This window comes from Thalassotalea ganghwensis, from assembly GCF_053485795.1.
Window position 1 is genome coordinate 1 of record NZ_JBQRUM010000019.1, and the last position, 17,591, is coordinate 17,591.

The window sequence follows — 17,591 nt, forward strand, 5'->3', positions numbered from 1 at the left end:
CTCGTAAAAACGGCTCACCTTGAGCATTGGGGTATTGATTGAGTCGGCTATTTCCTAAACGCTTACTAGTTCGACGAAAGCTGCGCTTTAATTCACTTAACGCTTGTTCATCTATGTCTGTGCTAGAAACGCCAAGCGGTCCGTTGTATTCAGAATGAATCGCAAAGCTCTGTTCAACGCTCGAAACCTTACTGATAAATTGCACAATTTGTGGCGTTCGATGTTGGCTTTTATGAACCGAAACGTAATACCCCGCTTGAGGGCGAGCATGAATCCATCCTTGTGATTCCAGCTCCTGGTAACAGCTGACTGCCGTAGACATGCTTACTGACTGCTGTTTTGAAAGCTGTCTAAGTGAGGGCATACGACTACCTTGTGGCAACTTACCCGACTCTATTTCATGAACAAATTGGCTCGCCATCTTTCTGTACATACTCATAAGCGAAACTGTACTTCTTTTTAAATCAAAAATTGTATCTGTACTGATGACTGTACACGAGTAATACTATTTTGCAACAATTAAGGAGTACAGTTATGAAACGAAACGATTTATTTATAGTGGTGCTAGTGATGGCCATCTGGGGTTTCAACTTCTCGATGATTAAGATGGGCATCACCGAGGTTCACCCACTATTAGCAACGGCAGCAAGGTTCTCACTCGCTGTATTACCAGCGATCTTCTTTATTCGCAGACCAAACGTGGATTGGCGCTACCTCATTAGCTATGGCATAGTATTTGGGGTGGGCATTTGGGGCATGGCTTCTTGGTCAATAACAGCTGGCCTTTCATCAGGTATGTCATCGGTTTTGCTTTCATCCAATGCCTTAATCAGCATGGCGGTAGGGGTTTTCATTCAGAAAGAGATGGCATCAAAACGTAAGGTCACAGGTGCAATTACAGCACTGGCAGCGCTATTGATTTTGGTTTCCGCCACCAATGGCAATATAACTCTTCAAGGCCTAGTTTTCATTATGATTGCCGCAACGTGTTGGACGATCATGGGTATGATCGTGAAAGCATCCAAAACTATTCAAGCTTTTGCCTTTAATGTTTGGGGCATGTTATTTGCGCCAATTCCGTTGGTACTGTTTGCGGTCAGTCTGCATGGCCCGAGTATCGTAACCCATGCCTTTGAAGCTTGGGATACCAGCACAACCATCGCCGTTGTCTTTCAAGCTTACCCAACCACGCTGTTTGGTTACTGGGTATGGAACCGTATGCTGATCCGCTACCCTCTTAGCATGACAGCACCACTGACTTTACTTGTTCCTGTATTTGCGCTGATATCAGGCTACTTCATGTATGACGAAATGCTAAGCCTTGCTCAAATAATTGCTTGTGTGTTGTTTCTGATTGGTATTGGCTTAATCGTGAAACCAGTTCAACCAAAGAGCTCGGTGAACGCTAAGCCAGTAACTCAAAGTTAACATTGCCTCGTAGGTGCCGAAGCTGTAAACAAGAAAGGTGGGGGCAGGTCTTTCCTTTTGCCCTACCTAGTCTTATCCTAAAGCTAGTCAACTCCGAGAAATCGTAACAAGTTTTTGTCCGGAAATGACTTGACTGAGCGTCCGATATTTTACTTTGTTTTATAGTCTTAATTTGAAGTCGAACGGCTCTAGTTGGCACATCTGAGACCATCAGCTCTGATTGAACCCTATTAAAGAACCTGCCAGATAACCTTAGCGCTTATTCATTTAGCCTGATTAGCTGTTTTCACTTCGTCTTTTAGACAAAGCGTTTAATTGTTTTTGTTGCTGCATTATTAACAGGGACCTAGCATAGAGAAGCAAGTGCTACCAAACTCAGATTTAAAAAAACTCTTTGGAATTATGCATATGTAATCGAACTCTTTTAATTTTTCGAATAACAACTCGTTTCTGTGAAACTTTTGATGTAACAAATTTTTTGTTCATGCGTTGTTATAGGAATTTTTCTATCAAACCTCTTGTCATGAAATGACTATGTGGATCCACTTTATAGTTTGCGAATGGTTCACAATAAGCGAAACCAAACTTTTCATATAGGTTTCGGGCTGGCCGAAAGAAGTCTTGAGTTCCTGTTTCTAGACTCACTTTCTGATAACCTCGCTTAATAGCAACATTGAGAGCGTGGGATAAAAGCTTGGTAGCAACGCCAGATTGGCGAGCCGAACTCGTCGTTCTCATCGATTTTAATTCTATATGATCAGGGGTTAATTCTTTTATAGCAACACAACCTAATAGCTCACTCCCAATCCAACCGCTAAAAAATGTAATATCTGGTGACTTCAGTGCATCAATATCTAAAGCATGAACGCTCTCTTTTGGTGACGTTGCGTACATATCAGCCAAGTGCTCTTGGAGCAATTTGATCACCTCACCACCCGATAAATCGTCTAACTTGATTTCCATACTCTTTCATCCTCTTTAATAAACGTTAGGTTGCACAACAGCTGCGTGCGCAGTCATAAAAACATAAGTATAAAATACCCCTTTCATGATATTATTTCCCTTTATCATTTAGCTATTTTTCTATCGCTTCTTATCGATACAGTTATTGCTGACCTTTACGTAGCTTTATTATTCTTTTAATTGACTCCATCGCAGGGTCAACACCTGAAAAATACACTTTGGACGTTAGTACTGCAGGTAAGCTTGGTGCTAACCAAATACGATGGTCTTCGGCACTGCCTTTTTGATGAAACTGAGAAGAAATGATTCCTATTTGGCCGCTATATGGCAGATGAAACCATCCCGCCTCACCTATTGTATTAGGGCGAGTACCTGAGGGCTCACCAACCACAATGGCATTAGTCATCTTAACGACATCCATCAATAGGTCATGACCTGCGGAAAAAGTATTCCTTCCTACAATGACAAACGTAGATCCCGTTGGGTTTATTGCCTCAAATAGCACCAGTGTTTTAAGCATTGGTGGGGTAATTGAACCGTTACCGCCACTGTTATGACGAAGATCGAGCACTAAAGCTTTAGATTGGCTGTCTTTAATTTCACTCTGAAGTTGTTCATTAAATTTATCAAAAGGCTGTGAACGCTTATTCCGGACGTCATTAAATTGCACATACAAGATACCTTCATTTTCCAACCATTCTCGCCAGTACTCATTATTATTTTGTTTTAAATAAAGCGGATTTGATTTCGAACCAGCCACTGCTGGCAACTTTGGGAAACCATTAAAACTCATAGAAACCGGTTTAAGTGTTGTCTCAAACAGCTTTTCTTGACTATCCAATAATGTCAATGTGACGGTATCTGAATTATCTATTGCACCAATACCCTCAAGCACCTCAGGAAGGCTTAAATAATAAGGTCCCAACCAGAGCCTTTGCATATTGTTATCTCTAGGGTTCACTTTATCGGTGAGCCTCAATGCCACATTGGTGTCCATCTCGTTGAATTTTAAAACTCTAGCGCCAACAAGATGTTGGTATTCGTCAGATGCATTGACTACATATAACCCGTCCGAAAATTGATAAAATTGAACAGGTAGTTGCTGAAAATTACCTTTTTTCCCCCATGCAGGAATAATAAAATTATGACCATTTCCAATGTTACCTAAGAGCTCCATTAAGCCAAATACAATTTGATCGTCGCTAAGATTTGGAATTTTGTCGTATAACTGCTTCGCCTTTGCTGTTAGTTCAGTTTCTGAAATTGAGTGGTAAGGTGCTACATGTAGGCGTTTAATTTCAGAGAGTAGATAGTTGAGGTCTAGGCGCCAACCTTCCACTCTGTTATCAGGGATATCAGTGATGCCAGACAATGACTTATACCAGTCTCTTTCATAATACGGTTTGAAATATGGGTTTTTACCTTTCTGAAATAAGCTATGCCCAGATAGCTTTGGCTTATCATCCCACCGATATTCTAGTGCTTTAGCTAACCAATACTGAGTTAATTTCTCGTTATTTGCCTGAGCATACACTTCAGCAATAATCACCATTAAGTCGTTTGGATTGCTTGCGCTATTTGGAATGCCTCGTAGTTTTGTTCCCAATTTAAGTGCGGAAACAAAAGCATTCGCTGCAGCCTCATAATTTCCGGCTTGGCGATAGGCGTTCCCTAACAAATACCAATTATCCCCATCTGCATGAAATTGTTGAGTCAACCTTGTTAACAATGGCAAAGCATCATTACAAACTCCTGATTTGCACAATCGCAACGCTTCTTGCTTATTCTGAAAGTAAAGTACTGAATTAAGCTCAGATACTTCTCCTATCGAAACATCATGAGCATTATTGCTCATTTGCAGCACTTTGTTTGATTTTTCAGCCTCTGCTGCAAAAGAGAACAAAAATAAGCTGACCCAAATGCAACGATATATTTTAAAACTATTCATATATGTTCTGGTTCCGTATACTTGTGTAAGACACGAAGATAAACTTTTGGCTTAGATTAAGCGTCCCGAATTAGGATTCTGCACCTTAATTTCGATATTAATTATCTTTTAGCACCGGAAAATACACTGAAACTAACATAAAACTAACCATGAATAACTTCATCTTCCTTTCCCCCGCGAATATTCTACAGGGACTTTTTATTTTCTTAGGTTTGCTCAGTTTCGCTTTACTTTATGACCGGCAGCGATATAGAGGTGTGATGTTAATAATAGTGTATTTTTCAGTGTTGATGACCTTTAATATCATGGAAGAACTTAATATCACCAAGCCTTATTTCTTTATTACCCCAGCATTCACTTTATTAATGGGACCAATCTTTTATTATGCTTCGCAAAACTTAGTTTCCAACCGTGTACTTCCCAATCAGCGCATAGCATTACATTGCTTACCTGCAGTAGCGTCTCTACCTTTTACACAATACGTTGAGTTAATCATTGTGCTTGGCTCGCTAAGTCAAATCATATATTTGTTTCACTCCTATAAATTACTTCGTCGCTACGAAAACGCCGCATTGAATTCCCGTTCAGACGAATTATCAATCCGGCTGCGCTGGGTTGAAAATAGCGGTATTATAATCGTAATATTCTTACTCATTGATATGTTTCGACTTAACAGCAAGAGTATTATTAGTAGAGAAATTTATTATCAATGGTATGTTTTTGATTTAGCTTTGCTATTAGTTATTTGTACTTACCTGCTTGTAAAATCACTCAACCAAGCTGAATTGTTCACCGGTTTTAAGGTGGAGAATGATCCTAACGACGAGCTAAAGCCTAAATACAATAATAATATGTCGACCGTTGAAGATTATTCATTAGCTCAGACACTCTTTGACTCAATTAATTCAAAAGTACAAACGTTGCAACTATTTAAAATATCCAAATTGACTGTACAGCAGGTGGCAGAAGAAACAGGGTTAAATATAAAAGACACCTCGTGGGCAATAAATGTTACAACAGGAAAGAATTTTAATGACTACATCAACGGCTTGAGAGTGAATGCGGTGAAAGCACAACTGATTGCCAATAATGAAAAACGCGGAGCAATTCTTGACGTGGCACTAGAATGTGGCTTCAATTCAAAGTCAGCATTTAATTACGCATTTAAAAAGTTTGAAAATATGACCCCAACCCAATTTTTAAATGATAATTTTGAGCATTCATGAATTAGTAAAGGTTTTACACCAGACTTGCAAATTAAGTTAGCTCATTTTTGTTCATACCCTAGCCGCAAAGATCAGCGATCTATTCTCATAGTGACTTTTAGTAACTACGAAACTATAGCTTAGTAACAATGCGATAGGCGTGAAACGCTCTTTCAAACATGAAGAAGTTTGGCATATTCGCACGGCAATGGAAATTAAAAATAACTTAATGCAGTTAGCGTTACTTACTTTGGCTATAGATAGGAAATTAAGGTCATGTGATTTACTGTCCTTAAAAGTTCGAGATGTAGCTAGCCGAGATCAAGTTTTTGCTAGGGTTCAAGAAGTTACATTGCAAGCTAGTAATTATTTGTTTCGGAGTTTACGTCGCGCTAATCAACCAATCCGCTATTCATATAACAGGTCTATCATAAGGAGTTGGGTTGAGCAGTTAGGGCTTGATTCTGACCTATATGGAACCTACTCAATGCAAAGAACCAAAGCGACTTTGATTTATGCTTAAACTAAAAATATAAGGGTTGTTCAACTACTACTTGGTTATACAAAAATTGATAACACCATCAGATACTTAGGAATTGAGATTTAAGCTGCTATTAAAAGATCGACAGAAACTGATTGATGATTTAACGTAGGCAGCAATTTTATGGTGCATTTGCCCCTTTTCAAGTTAGCGCAATAGTATCCAGTTGCGCGAAAGTGAAAATTAGCCTTTGTGGAATTTTTGCATTAGGGTAAGGCTGTAATGAGCTGTAAGATCAACCCTATTAAAGAACCTGCCAGATAACCTTAGAGCTTATTCATTAAGCCTGATTAGCTGTTTTCATTTCGCCTTTTAGATAAAGCGTTTAATTGTTTTTGTTGCTGATGCAAAGTGCACCGTACCAGCAATTCGCGATCATCATCTCGGATATGATGAAACAAGACTTTTCCGATAAAATGCTCATCTTCTTGTGCTATTTCGATAACCTCACCATGACAATAGATATTGCAATTGTCCTGTTCGATAAAAAGTTTTACTTCAACGAGTGTATTAACAGCTAGCGCTTGTTGAGATTTAAACTTTACCCCACTACCACCAAAACCAATGCCTTGATAGCGATGCTCCTCTTCATCTTGTTGACTGACGATGTAATGCATTAACAAGTCAACTTTTTGTGCTTGTAAATTAAGGTAACGCATTAATTGTGTGGCAACGCCTTTAACGGTTTGCAACGGTTCAATGGCGATTTGATCAAGGGTCGCCACTTGGGTGGCCAATTTAAAAGGTGTTGGAATTTGTTCAATAAATTCCGAGTAGCTACATAACTCTTGTGAAGATAAGGGTTTAAGGTTGAGGTTAAAGAGATGCTCTATTGAAAAATACTCACTGAATTGCTCTAGTTTGTCACTATCTTGCGTATGTTTCATATCCAGCTTTCCATTTAATCCAGTGTGCTAAACATTATCAGTTAAAAATCAGCAATATACAATACGAGGTATGGCTAGCTATACTAAGATAAAGCCCCTAATTGTTTGAAAAACCTGTAAAAAGGTTAAATGCACAGTCACACATTTCATCAATGTTGGTATTTTTTGTATAGATACCATCGAGCACAAGAGTGGCGATACCATGCAATGTACCCCAGATGACTTGCGCTAATCTCAAACTATTTTCTTGTGCCGGTAAGACGCCAATCGACTGCCAGTATTGGGTCATTTTTACTTGTTGCTCAAAACTTGGATAAGCAACATTGTTTAATTGTTCGGTATTGTGTTGATGCTTCCATAGGGTTTCTCCAAACATTAATGAATAAATGTGAGGATGCTCGATCGCAAAATGAATGTAACCTTGAAAAAACGCTTTAAAACGTTGCTTTGCGGTTAGTTTCTCATTACCAAAAATGGCTTCAACTTGATGCTGCCATGCTTCAAACCCTTCACTGGCAACGGCACTTAGTAGTTCGTGTTTATTGGCAAAATGATGATAAGCAGCAGTGCGTGATACGCCAACTTGCTCCGCTATTTTTCTTAAAGACAGCGCTTGTATGCCATCGTTTTCCAACATTTGCTTAGCGGTTTTGATCATCGACGCTTTAAGGTCGCCATGATGATAGTGAGATTTTTCGATACTCATTGAATAGCTATTAGCGTTAGTGATTATAACAATTTGCGTGGTGGCAAGGCGACGTTTGCGAATAGTAAGCCTGCGACCAGCGACATAAAGATCAAAAAGGCTTTAGAGCCAATATCGGTTTCATTGAGCATGTGCTGTCCGAGTATGGCGCTATTTAACCCCATGTAAACTTTACTCCCTGGCACCAAAACGACTAAACCTAGAAGTTTAGCGATACTGGAGGGAAGGTTCATTAGCCGAGAGAATAAGTTGCCATAAATACCCAAAGCAAAAGCGCCAACAAATGCGCCTAAGGCAACGCCTAAAACACCCGAGCCCCAAAGCGCTGCTCCATAGGCGACATAGCCTGATATGATCCCCCAAGGTGCATCTTTTAATCGCACTTTAAATAAAATAACCAAACTAATCGATAGGGTGGTGACTGCCACCCAAGACACCCACTCAGGTGTCGGCATTGGCTCAATAAATTCACCTGTTCCCCAGAAGATATTACCCAAAGCCATACCAAGTACGGCGCCAAAATAGAGCTTAAATAACACCATGATCGCATCCATGATCCTCGCGGTGCCCGCAATTAAATTACGCGCGGCAAGTTCTGCTAAGCCAAGTGTTAACGCTAGACCGGGTATAAAGGCTATGATACTCGACAGGATCACCAGCGGCATATTGATGCTTTGATCAAATAAGGTAATTGCAGAGGCGAGCAAGGCCGTGACTAATGCTGACATCGGCTCTAGCATTTCGGTTACACGTTTAGAACGCTCTGCCCAAAAGACAAATAAGCATACTAATAGCCCAAGTGCGGTAGACCAGAGCACATCATTCCAACTCGTACGAATAAGCATTGCAAAAGCGCCTGACGAAGCGCCAAAGGCGAAAAAGGTTAATAAACGACCGTAAGGGTGAGGCTTATTAACGATTTCATCAAGACGTTCGGTGGCTTCTTCCAGTGTGCGTTGACCAGATGCAAGTTCATCAACGAGCTCATCGGTGCGTGCCAGTGAGCCTAAATCAAGATCGCCAGGCATAACGCGAACAATATGGTTGTACTCTTGGTGATATGGGGTATCAACGTTATCAGATAATACAAAAGTTAGTGAAGTTGGCGTGATCACAAAATTACCGTCAATACCTAGCGAGCGAGCCACATTTTGTAAGTGCGTTTCTAAACGATAGGCTGGTGTGCCGAATTTGTGTAAAGCCTTCCCAAGGCGAATAATAAATTGTCGTTTGTCATTGAAATCTGCGTATTGTGCCATCGGGAAGATCCAAGCTATCTGCACACGATAGTGCATATGTTAAGTAACTGATTTGTCTATTTGATATATTATGTTAACTTGAGATTTTAGCAACTAAAGATGTAAATAATGACTCTGATAATTATACTGGCGGTGGTTTTTGCAGCCGTCGCTTTAATGGTTGTATTGGGTGAGAAGTATGGCAAGCCGATGGAAGTCGAGCAGCAACAAAAATATGCCAAGGTGACACGTATTTTGGTGTTTGTCTTGCTAATAGCCGCTATCATTAAGATGGCGGTTAGCTAATTGCAATGCTGCAGTGGTGTTAATTGGGTTTAACTTATAGCAATTATCACTAATGCTTCGCTTTTACTTCATTAAGTGATTCAGTAAAATTTACCAATATAATAGCTATATGAGAGCATGTACCAGTGTCCATGTTATCGGTATGGCAAGGATTTTAAATGTTTGAACTACCAAAACTTAATTTAAAGGATAGTGTTTCTGCTGCTGAATGGCAGACCCGTGTTGATTTAGCTGCTTGTTATCGTTTGGTGGCAATGCATGGTTGGGATGATTTAATTTACACCCATATTTCAGCGCGTATTCCGGGTACAGAGCATATCCTCATCAACGCTTTTGGTTTGGCGTTTGATGAAATTACTGCCTCTAATTTGGTTAAAATTGATATTGACGGCAATATTATTGATCCCGATTGTCCGTTTGAAATTAATCCCGCAGGTTTTACTATCCACAGTGCTATCCATGAGGTACGTCACGACGCGCAGTGTGTCTTGCACTTACATACCAATGAAACCATTTCAGTCGCCAGCATGGAAGAGGGGTTATTGCCTATCAGCCAGTATGCCATGTTTGCACTTGCTTCGATGAGTTATCATGACTACGAAGGGTTGGCGGTCAATGCTGAAGAGAAAAAGCGTTTACAAGACGATTTAGGCAACGCTAACTTTATGTTGCTTCGTAACCATGGTGGTTTAACGCTTGGGCAAACTATCGGTGATGCGTTTATGCATATGTATGACTTAACGCGAGCTTGTCAGGTTCAAATTCAAACCTTATCCATGGGTAAGCCGGTTGTGATGGTGCCCCAAGCAATTGTTGATGGAATAAAAGCACAGGCTAATGTTGTGCACTCTGGTGCGACTGGTGGTCAAAAATCATGGCCAGCAATGCTTAGAAAAGTGTATCGCAATGATCCAAGTTTTGCCGAATAAGTAACCCGCTAATTCATTTATGTAGAGACCTTTATGAAAATTACCCAAGTAGAAATTTTTGATATAGAGTGCCCGGAAAGACCCCCTTGGAACCCCGTGTTCGTTCGTATTTATACCGATGAAGGTATCGTTGGGGTTGGCGAAGCTGGCTTAGCTTATGATTGGGGGCATAGTGCTGCTGCGGCGATGATCAAAGAAATTGCTGAAGCAGTACTCATTGGCTTTAACCCAATGCAAACTGAACTGTTATGGTCGAGAATGTTGCGAGAAAGTTTCTGGGGATTAGGTGGCGGCCCTGTGCTTTACGCGGCGATGAGCGCGATTGATACCGCGCTTTGGGACATAAAAGGTAAAGCGTTCGGCGTACCTGTTTATCAGTTACTTGGTGGTAAAACTAACGAAAAGCTCCGTACTTACGCCAGCCAACTGCAATTTGATTGGGATAAAGAATGCCGCAAGTTGATTGAGCCAAGTGAGTATGCTGAAGCCGCGTTAAAAGCGGTTGCGGAAGGTTACGATGCCGTTAAGGTTGATCCGATTGTTTATAATCAAGATGGCAGCTCTTCATTTGATCGCACCAAGCTTTTTACGCCGAAACAAATGCGCTTGTTTGGTGATCGTCTTCGTGCAATTCGACAAGCGGTTGGCGAAGATGTCGATATAATTTTTGAATCTCATTCGTTAATGGGGGCGGCTTCTGCGATACAAATGGGGGCGATCGTTGAAGAGGTTGGCTGCATGATGTATGAAGAGCCTGTTAATTATTTGAATGCTAAAGTGCATAAAAAAGTTTCTGACGGGGTTAATGTTCCGATTGCTGGCGGTGAGCGCCTTTACCATCGTTGGGACGTGCGCCAATATTTTGAAGATCAAAGTATTGATGTTCTACAACCTGATGTTGGCTTATGCGGCGGATTTACCGAAGCGAAAAAAGTATGCGACTATGCTGATGTGTATGATATTCGTATTCAAGCGCATGTTTGTGGTGGCCCAGTGGCGACAGCGGCATCATTGCATTTGGAAACTGCCATCCCGAACTTCTTAATACATGAACATCATACCTATGCGATAAAGTCGTGGAATCGAGAACTTTGTATCCAAGACCCGCAACCTGTCAATGGGTTTTTCGAAGTCAGTGAAACCCCAGGTATTGGCATTGATTTGAATGATGAAGTGGTTAAGCGCTCTCCCCATGTGATGGTGACATCGCTTAAGTAAGGTTTTAATAGCCATTTGATCAAGCATTAATTTACTCATTAAAGAAGAAGGCGCTTGCCTTCTTTTTTGTTGTTGGTTAGCTTATCGGAGTTATCGTCATCATAGGTTAAGATCATGTCTTCTGATAAGTATGGCACCAGTGCCAATTATAAACGCCTTGAGCAAGGTTACCGTGACCAAGCACTTAAACTCTATCCATGGGTTTGTGGTCGGTGTGCACGGGAGTTTGTTTACTCCAACTTAAAAGAGCTAACGGTTCATCATATTGATCATGACCACACTAATAATCCTAGCGATGGCAGTAACTGGGAATTGTTGTGTTTATATTGTCATGACAATGAGCATGCTAAATATACCGACTACGCTCAATATCAGACCGAAGTTAAGGCAGGTGAGCCGCTGCAAGATACAGCGACTTACAACCCATTTGCCGATTTAAAATCGATGATGAAAAAATAACGGTAAGCGGACTAGGCTATTTCATTATTTAACCTCAGGTTTGTATAAGAAATAGCACGAAAACAATAAAATCAAACGCTTAAGCTTACAACTACTTTAGGGATTACGATCCTGAATTGGGTAGATACATTCAGTCCGATCCGTTTGGTCTGAGAGGAGGGATTAATACCTTTGGCTATGTTTCAGGAAACCCAATTAACCGTTTTGACTCTACAGGATTGCTTGAAGAATTCACATACAAGCTGAATTTCTCAAATACCTCAACTTTACAATGTGAATGCGGAGACTCTTTTTCTGCTTTTTCTGGTGCTGAAGGTGCATACAATAACTCTACTTTAACTGATCGTAAAAATTATGGACCAATACCGAAAGGTAAGTATTATATTGTGCGACGAGAAAGCGGTGGTCGTTTAGGTGGCCTATATGACTTTTTTTCTGGCGCAGATAGTTGGTTTTCGCTTTATAGAGATGATGGGAAAATAGATGATTTTACAAAAGTTAACGATGTTAACAGAGGTCAATTTAGGATGCATCCGGGAGGAAGAAGCGCAGGGTATATAACTCTTTCAGATAAGAATGAATTTGAGAAGTTAAGTAAACTATTGAAAAATACAGAGACTGCGTTAATTCCCGGAACAGATATTGTTTATTATGGGACAGTGAAGGTTTATTAATGAATAATTTACTAAAAGCTTTGGGACTATTATTAATTGGATTACTCCTGACGATAATTTCTGGCGGCATATGGTGGAAATTATGGATGGATCACAATTGGGTGGGTACTCCTAAGATAATCCATTCTATTTTTAACTTAGACGGAGAAGCCACTTATAAAGCAACTATGATAGAAATGATGATTATTATGGCAGTGATATATTTTTCATCAATTTTTATCTATGTGTTAAAAAAAGATAATTGAAGTTGTTTTTTGCAACTATTATGGCTGGAATGAATGGTTCTATGGCAGGAGCAGCAGATACTGCTAGTAGCGTGATGAGTTGTAGTGATTGTGGCTGTCAATAACATGAAGTCTAGGATTTATAGGATTACTGGTTTAAATGGTGATCCTATAATCTTAATCTCATTTTTCTGGTACATCTTTAATGTGGTTATACATATTAATCATGGCTTGTCATTAGATAAAAACTCTAAAAGCTTTAGCGGATTTGATAGCATTGAAGGATTTATGTTTTCAGCAGTAGTATTTACTTTTTTGCCTCACTTGTTGTGCATTGAAAAAGGTAAACATGATTTTTTAGGTCATAAGTTTATAAATAACGCCATAATTATTATTCCTGCATTCCTACTTCATTATGTTTTTTCTGGAGTAATTCTAAGATAGAAACCATATTAAGGTGATGTTTAACAAATTAATTATGAAAATTTGTAGTTATATAGAAGGCAAAGAAGAGTTTAAAGATCTGCAAGAAGTCTCATTTGTGGCAAGCACTGAAGAACTTAAGCAGGTTATTAAATTATTCGAAAAAGCAATAGAAATAAAAGAATCTAAAGGGGGAGTAGATCACATCCACCTACAAGATATATGGGAAGAGTGGAATGATGAGCTTCCTGATATCGTCGTTACCACTGATTAATTTTTATTTTGAATCCAAAGCCTCGCTAGCCGGGGCTTTTAAATAAAAAGGAGTTTATTTGAAAACTAAGCAAATTATTGAAGAGCTTATAGGAGAAGAAAAGCCTTTTAACATTATTAGCGCTACTTATGATAATAAAATTCAAAAATAGACGTTAGAAATGCATTTCTTATGCAGAGCTTAGGTTATTTAGGGGCAATATAGTCTACCGGTAGGGCGGTCGTGTATTTCATTTCTTCCATGGCAAAACTTGAACTAATGTCAGCAAAGCTCGCTTTATCAATGAGCTTTTTATAAAACTCGTCATACGCTTTCATATCTGGCACAACCACTTTTAGTAAATAGTCGACTTCGCCACTCATTCGATAGAATTCGATAATTTCTTGAAACTCATCCGCTATTTTGCCAAAGTCAGCCAGCCATGCAGGGTTATGTTGATTGGTTTTTATCATCACAAAAACGGTTAAACCAACATTTAATTTTTCGGCATCGGTTAAGGCCACGCGGCCACGAATGACTCCTGACTTTTCCATTGCTTGAATGCGTCGCCAACAAGGCGTTGTTGATAAGCCAACTTGTGCTGCGACATCACTGACCGAAGCGGTGCAGTCTTGCTGAAGAATTTTCAATATCTGCTGATCAAATTTGTCCATAACGCGTGTTTATTCAAAGTCATAATTGAAATATCATACTAAGTTATGGGGGGATTTTAAATCAATTAGATAGAAAACTTTAAACTGTCGGAAATTTGTACCATTGTTTAGCGTTTTTAAAGCAAAGGTTTTCTAATAAATCGTTGGTGTTTTGCTGCGGCAGCTGTTCAATGACCTTGAGCCAGTAAGCTTGATAAGAGCAATTAAATAAAGTTAACGGAAAGTTACTCGCCAACATAACGCGATCGGCGCCAAATATCGCGATACATTGACCAATAACCTCTCTAAGGGTTTGACTGGTGTATTGGCGATTAAGCATTTCCCACCCTGAACATTTAATCGCTACGTTTGGAAATTGCGCAAGTTTGACCAAGTTTAGTCGCCACTGCTCTGATGCTTGAGATGTGCTGGTAACATTTGGCGGATAACCGCCATGATTGATAATAAAAGACATCTGAGGGCAATCGGCAATGACCTCAATAAGTTTATTTACCGATTTGTCATCCGCAATTGGCATTTGCACATCAAAGCTTAGTAAGTTGTCATTTAAATGCTTGATATTTTCACAAACACGTGGCGAAGTAAGCAGGCTAAACGCATCTTCATCTAGGATATGTCTGACACCAGTTACTGAATGATAGCCTTTAAGCTTTTTTATTTGCTTAATGAACTGCGAGGGCGGTAGGGTTAAATCGATACTGGCAACCGAGCGAAATGGCAATTGGCAAGTCGCTTCTAGCCACTCAACTTCACGCCAAGGTTTTTCGTTGTCAAATCCTGCTTCAATATGAACAAAACCGCTTAACGTCAGTGGCGAATGTAAACGGATGCTGTCTTCTGAAAAACTCTTAGCGATTATATTTTTATCAGGCCAAAAAGGCGGTTTATCAGCTGATAGCCAATGATAATGACCTTGGCTAAGGTTAAACAAATGTAGGTGAGGATCGATGATTTCCATAAGGATTATTGCGCAGTATAGCCGCCATCAATCACTTGTAAGCTTCCGGTGATAAACTTTGCCTTGTCGGACGCTAAAAAATACACCAATTCAGCGACTTCTTCAGGTGCACCTAAGCGATTAAGGGGCTGAAGTGCCTGTTCTTCTTGATGTACTTTCGCTTTATCTTCGCCAGATTGCTGGCAATATCGATCAATTGCTTGATGGTAAAGCGGTGTTTCTATTGTGCCTGGGCAAACCGCATTAGCACGAATGTTGTATTGTGCATAATCCAACGCTGTCGTTTTTGCCATGGACGCGAGCGCAGTTTTTGAAAGGTTATAAATAAATGAATTGCGTTTAGCAATAAGTGCTTGGTCTGATGAAACCAAAATGATGGCACCTTGTTGTTGCTGCTTCATAAAAGGTAATACGGCCTTAACGGCAGAGTAGGCGCCTTTGACGTTAATGTTGATGACTCGGTCAAAGTCTTGCTCAGTGGTCTCTTCAATGGTTGCAGAAAAATGGATACCAGCATTGGACACGAGTGCGTCAATGGGTTGTTGAGCACCAATGTTATTGATGGCATTGGTGACCGCTTGATGGTCAGTTATATCACAATGAACAAACTCACCAAGGGCACTTTCTTGAATATCGAGATTAAAGACCTGGTAATGGTTCGCTAAAAAAAGTTTGACGATACTTAAGCCAATACCTGAGCTACCGCCAGTGACAATGCAAGTTTTTGTCATGTTCATACGTTATTGAAGTATTTGATAAAATGATACCAGCAGCGCTGCCATTGTTCTAACGATATTTTTTGCAGATAGACGAGTAACAAAGCGCTCAACAGAGCGCTTTGAAGAGCAGAGTTTAACGTGTTAATTCAACTAATGCAGCGGTATACATTTGTAGGTTTAGGACAAATTGTTCCACCGTGATAAATTCGTGCTCAGAGTGGCCTGTGTATGTTTTACCTGGCATCGATGGACCAAATGCAATTGCATTTGGGAATAAGCGCGAGTTGGTGCCACCGCCAATCGAGATCGGTTTTGCATCTTGGATCCCCGTGTATTTTCTAAAGACATTGAGTAGCACCTCAGTATGTGGAGCTTTAGTTTGCACAAAGGGTTGACCGATGTAGTGACCTAATTCGGTAATATCAGCAAGGTTGTTAAGCTTCCATTTAGCAACGGTGGAGGTGATCTCTGATTGTAATTGCTCGCTTGACTTCCCACGTGGGCGGCGAATATTAATATTAAGTTCAATATTATCATCGTGTTGCTTTATTACCGTTGGCGATACCGTCATTGGCCCCATAAAATCGTCGCTATAAGCTATATCTCCAAATTTTTTACCATAAAGACCTAAGCCGATATTATCGTTAATAAAATTCACTAACGTACCCGCGCCATTGTTTGGCCAGCGTCGCTCGCTTAACAAATCAGCTAAAAAAGTAATCGCATTCATTCCACCTTCAGGCTCAGATGAATGAGCTGAAACACCGAGTGCTTCAATCGTTAACGTTTGGCCAGCTAAATTAAAATCAAAATTTACACCTTGAGGATAGCTTTGCGCTTTTATCATCAACTGTTGTAATAGCGCAGCATCGGCGTTTTCAATGACAGCTTTGGCATCTTCAGGAATTTGACTGCCGAAATAGCCACCTTCAAAGTGTTTGATATTGGTTTCAAGTAACGAAGCTTTTTCACGACCAAAAGCGAATTTTAATGTGCCATAGCCTTTTTCAGCAGTGACAACAGGATAAGAGGCATCAATAGTAATATTGGTTTGTGGCAAGTCATTATTTTTTACATACTCTTGCAATGGCCCCCAATCGGATTCCTCGGCCATATAAACGTATAGCTCGATGCGTTTATTTAAGGGGAGGTTCTTATCTTTAATCGCTTTCATTGCATATAGCGCGGTAGAAATAGGGCCTTTATCATCTTCGGTGCCGCGCGCAATTAACTTACCAGGCTCTGATGTCCGATCAAGTTCATAAGGAGATTTTGCCCATTTGCTTGGCGTAGCAGGTTGAACATCACCATGAGTAATAATACCGAGGCGCTCTGTGCTGTCGCCTAAACTGATGATGACAAGATAGCCTTGATCGTTATATTCAAGTCCTAACGCTTTGGCTTGTGCGGCCAGTTCTTGTTTAAAAGCAATGTGGACGGGATTTTCTGTCGACGGAACACCTTTTTTGGCAACGGTGTTGTGCTTTACTAACTCCGCTAAACTATCAATCATCGCTTCTTTATAAGTTGCAACCGCATAATCTGCTGTATCTTGGGCGACTTGACTGAGGGAATTAGCAAAAGTTTGACCTGAGAAAAATGAAAGGGCAGTGGCGACTGCAAGCGCTTGAGCTTTAAACAAAATGTGATCCTTACGTCGTGCTTTACAAAGAAAAATTTAAAGGCAAACTATAAAGGAGAACACCAAGAAAAAATAGTGAAAAATTGTAAGCAAACAAATGAAATTCATCATAATTTTTTACTCTAGCGTCGTTAAACAGAAGATAAACTTACTGTTGTCTAATTATTAACATTTAAACGAAAAAACAGGAGCAAAA

General features: G+C 40.0%; 19 protein-coding genes and 2 pseudogenes. 11 read left to right on the forward strand and 10 right to left on the reverse strand.

What is annotated here, in order from left to right; translation table 11 throughout:
- Window positions 1–439: GntR family transcriptional regulator (locus ACSLUH_RS16265; RefSeq protein ID WP_448568917.1), on the reverse strand; the 439-nt coding region annotated here is incomplete at its 3' end.
- 95 nt (window positions 440–534) lie between these two features.
- Here ACSLUH_RS16265 and ACSLUH_RS16270 point away from each other — a divergent pair.
- Complete coding sequence (locus ACSLUH_RS16270) at window positions 535–1,428, forward strand: EamA family transporter (RefSeq protein WP_448568919.1); 894 nt, start codon at window positions 535–537, stop codon at window positions 1,426–1,428.
- Between the two features lie 492 nt (window positions 1,429–1,920).
- Here ACSLUH_RS16270 and ACSLUH_RS16275 read toward each other — a convergent pair whose 3' ends face one another.
- Together ACSLUH_RS16275 and ACSLUH_RS16280 are read right to left on the reverse strand one after the other, a co-directional pair.
- Window positions 1,921–2,391 (reverse strand): GNAT family N-acetyltransferase, encoded by a 471-nt coding sequence (locus ACSLUH_RS16275; RefSeq protein WP_448568921.1) that lies wholly within the window; start codon window positions 2,389–2,391, stop codon window positions 1,921–1,923.
- A gap of 142 nt (window positions 2,392–2,533) precedes the next feature.
- Window positions 2,534–4,339, reverse strand: a complete 1,806-nt coding sequence (locus tag ACSLUH_RS16280; RefSeq protein WP_448568923.1) for a TPR end-of-group domain-containing protein — start codon at window positions 4,337–4,339, stop codon at window positions 2,534–2,536.
- A 305-nt stretch (window positions 4,340–4,644) separates the two neighbouring features.
- Between ACSLUH_RS16280 and ACSLUH_RS16285 the strand changes: the two genes are divergently transcribed.
- A complete protein-coding gene (locus ACSLUH_RS16285) occupies window positions 4,645–5,565 on the forward strand; it encodes a helix-turn-helix domain-containing protein (protein WP_448568925.1) in 921 nt (306 codons plus the stop codon).
- A gap of 133 nt (window positions 5,566–5,698) precedes the next feature.
- Window positions 5,699–6,151, forward strand: a pseudogene (locus tag ACSLUH_RS16290) (site-specific integrase).
- Window positions 6,152–6,375: 224 nt separating this feature from the next.
- On the opposite strand, the gene ACSLUH_RS16295 reads toward ACSLUH_RS16290, so the two are convergent.
- The 3 genes from ACSLUH_RS16295 to ACSLUH_RS16305 form a co-directional block, all read right to left on the reverse strand.
- Window positions 6,376–6,972, reverse strand: a complete 597-nt coding sequence (locus ACSLUH_RS16295) for a PilZ domain-containing protein (protein ID WP_448568927.1) — start codon at window positions 6,970–6,972, stop codon at window positions 6,376–6,378.
- A 97-nt stretch (window positions 6,973–7,069) separates the two neighbouring features.
- Window positions 7,070–7,678, reverse strand: coding sequence for a TetR/AcrR family transcriptional regulator (locus ACSLUH_RS16300; protein WP_448568929.1), 609 nt, complete (start codon window positions 7,676–7,678; stop codon window positions 7,070–7,072).
- Between the two features lie 23 nt (window positions 7,679–7,701).
- Entirely contained in the window at window positions 7,702–8,937 is a 1,236-nt protein-coding gene (locus ACSLUH_RS16305) for a threonine/serine exporter family protein (protein ID WP_448568931.1), read from the reverse strand.
- Between the two features lie 108 nt (window positions 8,938–9,045).
- Between ACSLUH_RS16305 and ACSLUH_RS16310 the strand changes: the two genes are divergently transcribed.
- From ACSLUH_RS16310 to ACSLUH_RS16345, 8 genes and pseudogenes are all read left to right on the forward strand, one after another.
- Window positions 9,046–9,222: a hypothetical protein gene (locus ACSLUH_RS16310; protein WP_448568933.1), complete on the forward strand. Its 177-nt coding sequence runs from the start codon at window positions 9,046–9,048 to the stop codon at window positions 9,220–9,222.
- A gap of 158 nt (window positions 9,223–9,380) precedes the next feature.
- Entirely contained in the window at window positions 9,381–10,151 is a 771-nt protein-coding gene (locus ACSLUH_RS16315) for a class II aldolase/adducin family protein (protein WP_448568935.1), read from the forward strand.
- 33 nt (window positions 10,152–10,184) lie between these two features.
- Window positions 10,185–11,369 carry a mandelate racemase/muconate lactonizing enzyme family protein gene (locus tag ACSLUH_RS16320; RefSeq protein WP_448568937.1) on the forward strand — a complete coding sequence of 395 codons (1,185 nt, stop codon included), beginning with the start codon at window positions 10,185–10,187 and terminating at the stop codon, window positions 11,367–11,369.
- A gap of 114 nt (window positions 11,370–11,483) precedes the next feature.
- Window positions 11,484–11,828: a YajD family HNH nuclease gene (locus ACSLUH_RS16325; protein ID WP_448568939.1), complete on the forward strand. Its 345-nt coding sequence runs from the start codon at window positions 11,484–11,486 to the stop codon at window positions 11,826–11,828.
- 98 nt (window positions 11,829–11,926) lie between these two features.
- A pseudogene (locus tag ACSLUH_RS16330) lies at window positions 11,927–12,037 on the forward strand (RHS repeat-associated core domain-containing protein); the annotation flags it as partial.
- Between the two features lie 9 nt (window positions 12,038–12,046).
- Window positions 12,047–12,502: a DUF2778 domain-containing protein gene (locus tag ACSLUH_RS16335; protein WP_448569085.1), complete on the forward strand. Its 456-nt coding sequence runs from the start codon at window positions 12,047–12,049 to the stop codon at window positions 12,500–12,502.
- A complete protein-coding gene (locus ACSLUH_RS16340; RefSeq protein ID WP_448568941.1) occupies window positions 12,502–12,747 on the forward strand; it encodes a hypothetical protein in 246 nt (81 codons plus the stop codon). The genes ACSLUH_RS16335 and ACSLUH_RS16340 overlap by 1 nt, the downstream gene beginning before the upstream one ends.
- A gap of 520 nt (window positions 12,748–13,267) precedes the next feature.
- Window positions 13,268–13,423 (forward strand): hypothetical protein, encoded by a 156-nt coding sequence (locus tag ACSLUH_RS16345; RefSeq protein ID WP_448568943.1) that lies wholly within the window; start codon window positions 13,268–13,270, stop codon window positions 13,421–13,423.
- A gap of 185 nt (window positions 13,424–13,608) precedes the next feature.
- On the opposite strand, the gene ACSLUH_RS16350 is transcribed toward ACSLUH_RS16345, so the two are convergent.
- The 4 genes from ACSLUH_RS16350 to ACSLUH_RS16365 form a co-directional block, all read right to left on the reverse strand.
- A complete protein-coding gene (locus tag ACSLUH_RS16350) occupies window positions 13,609–14,076 on the reverse strand; it encodes an Lrp/AsnC family transcriptional regulator (protein ID WP_448568945.1) in 468 nt (155 codons plus the stop codon).
- 79 nt (window positions 14,077–14,155) lie between these two features.
- Window positions 14,156–15,034 (reverse strand): amidohydrolase family protein, encoded by an 879-nt coding sequence (locus ACSLUH_RS16355; RefSeq protein WP_448568947.1) that lies wholly within the window; start codon window positions 15,032–15,034, stop codon window positions 14,156–14,158.
- 5 nt (window positions 15,035–15,039) lie between these two features.
- Window positions 15,040–15,765, reverse strand: coding sequence for an SDR family NAD(P)-dependent oxidoreductase (locus ACSLUH_RS16360; RefSeq protein WP_448568949.1), 726 nt, complete (start codon window positions 15,763–15,765; stop codon window positions 15,040–15,042).
- Window positions 15,766–15,886: 121 nt separating this feature from the next.
- Window positions 15,887–17,395: a dipeptidase gene (locus tag ACSLUH_RS16365; RefSeq protein WP_448568951.1), complete on the reverse strand. Its 1,509-nt coding sequence runs from the start codon at window positions 17,393–17,395 to the stop codon at window positions 15,887–15,889.
- Window positions 17,396–17,591 lie beyond the last annotated feature (196 nt).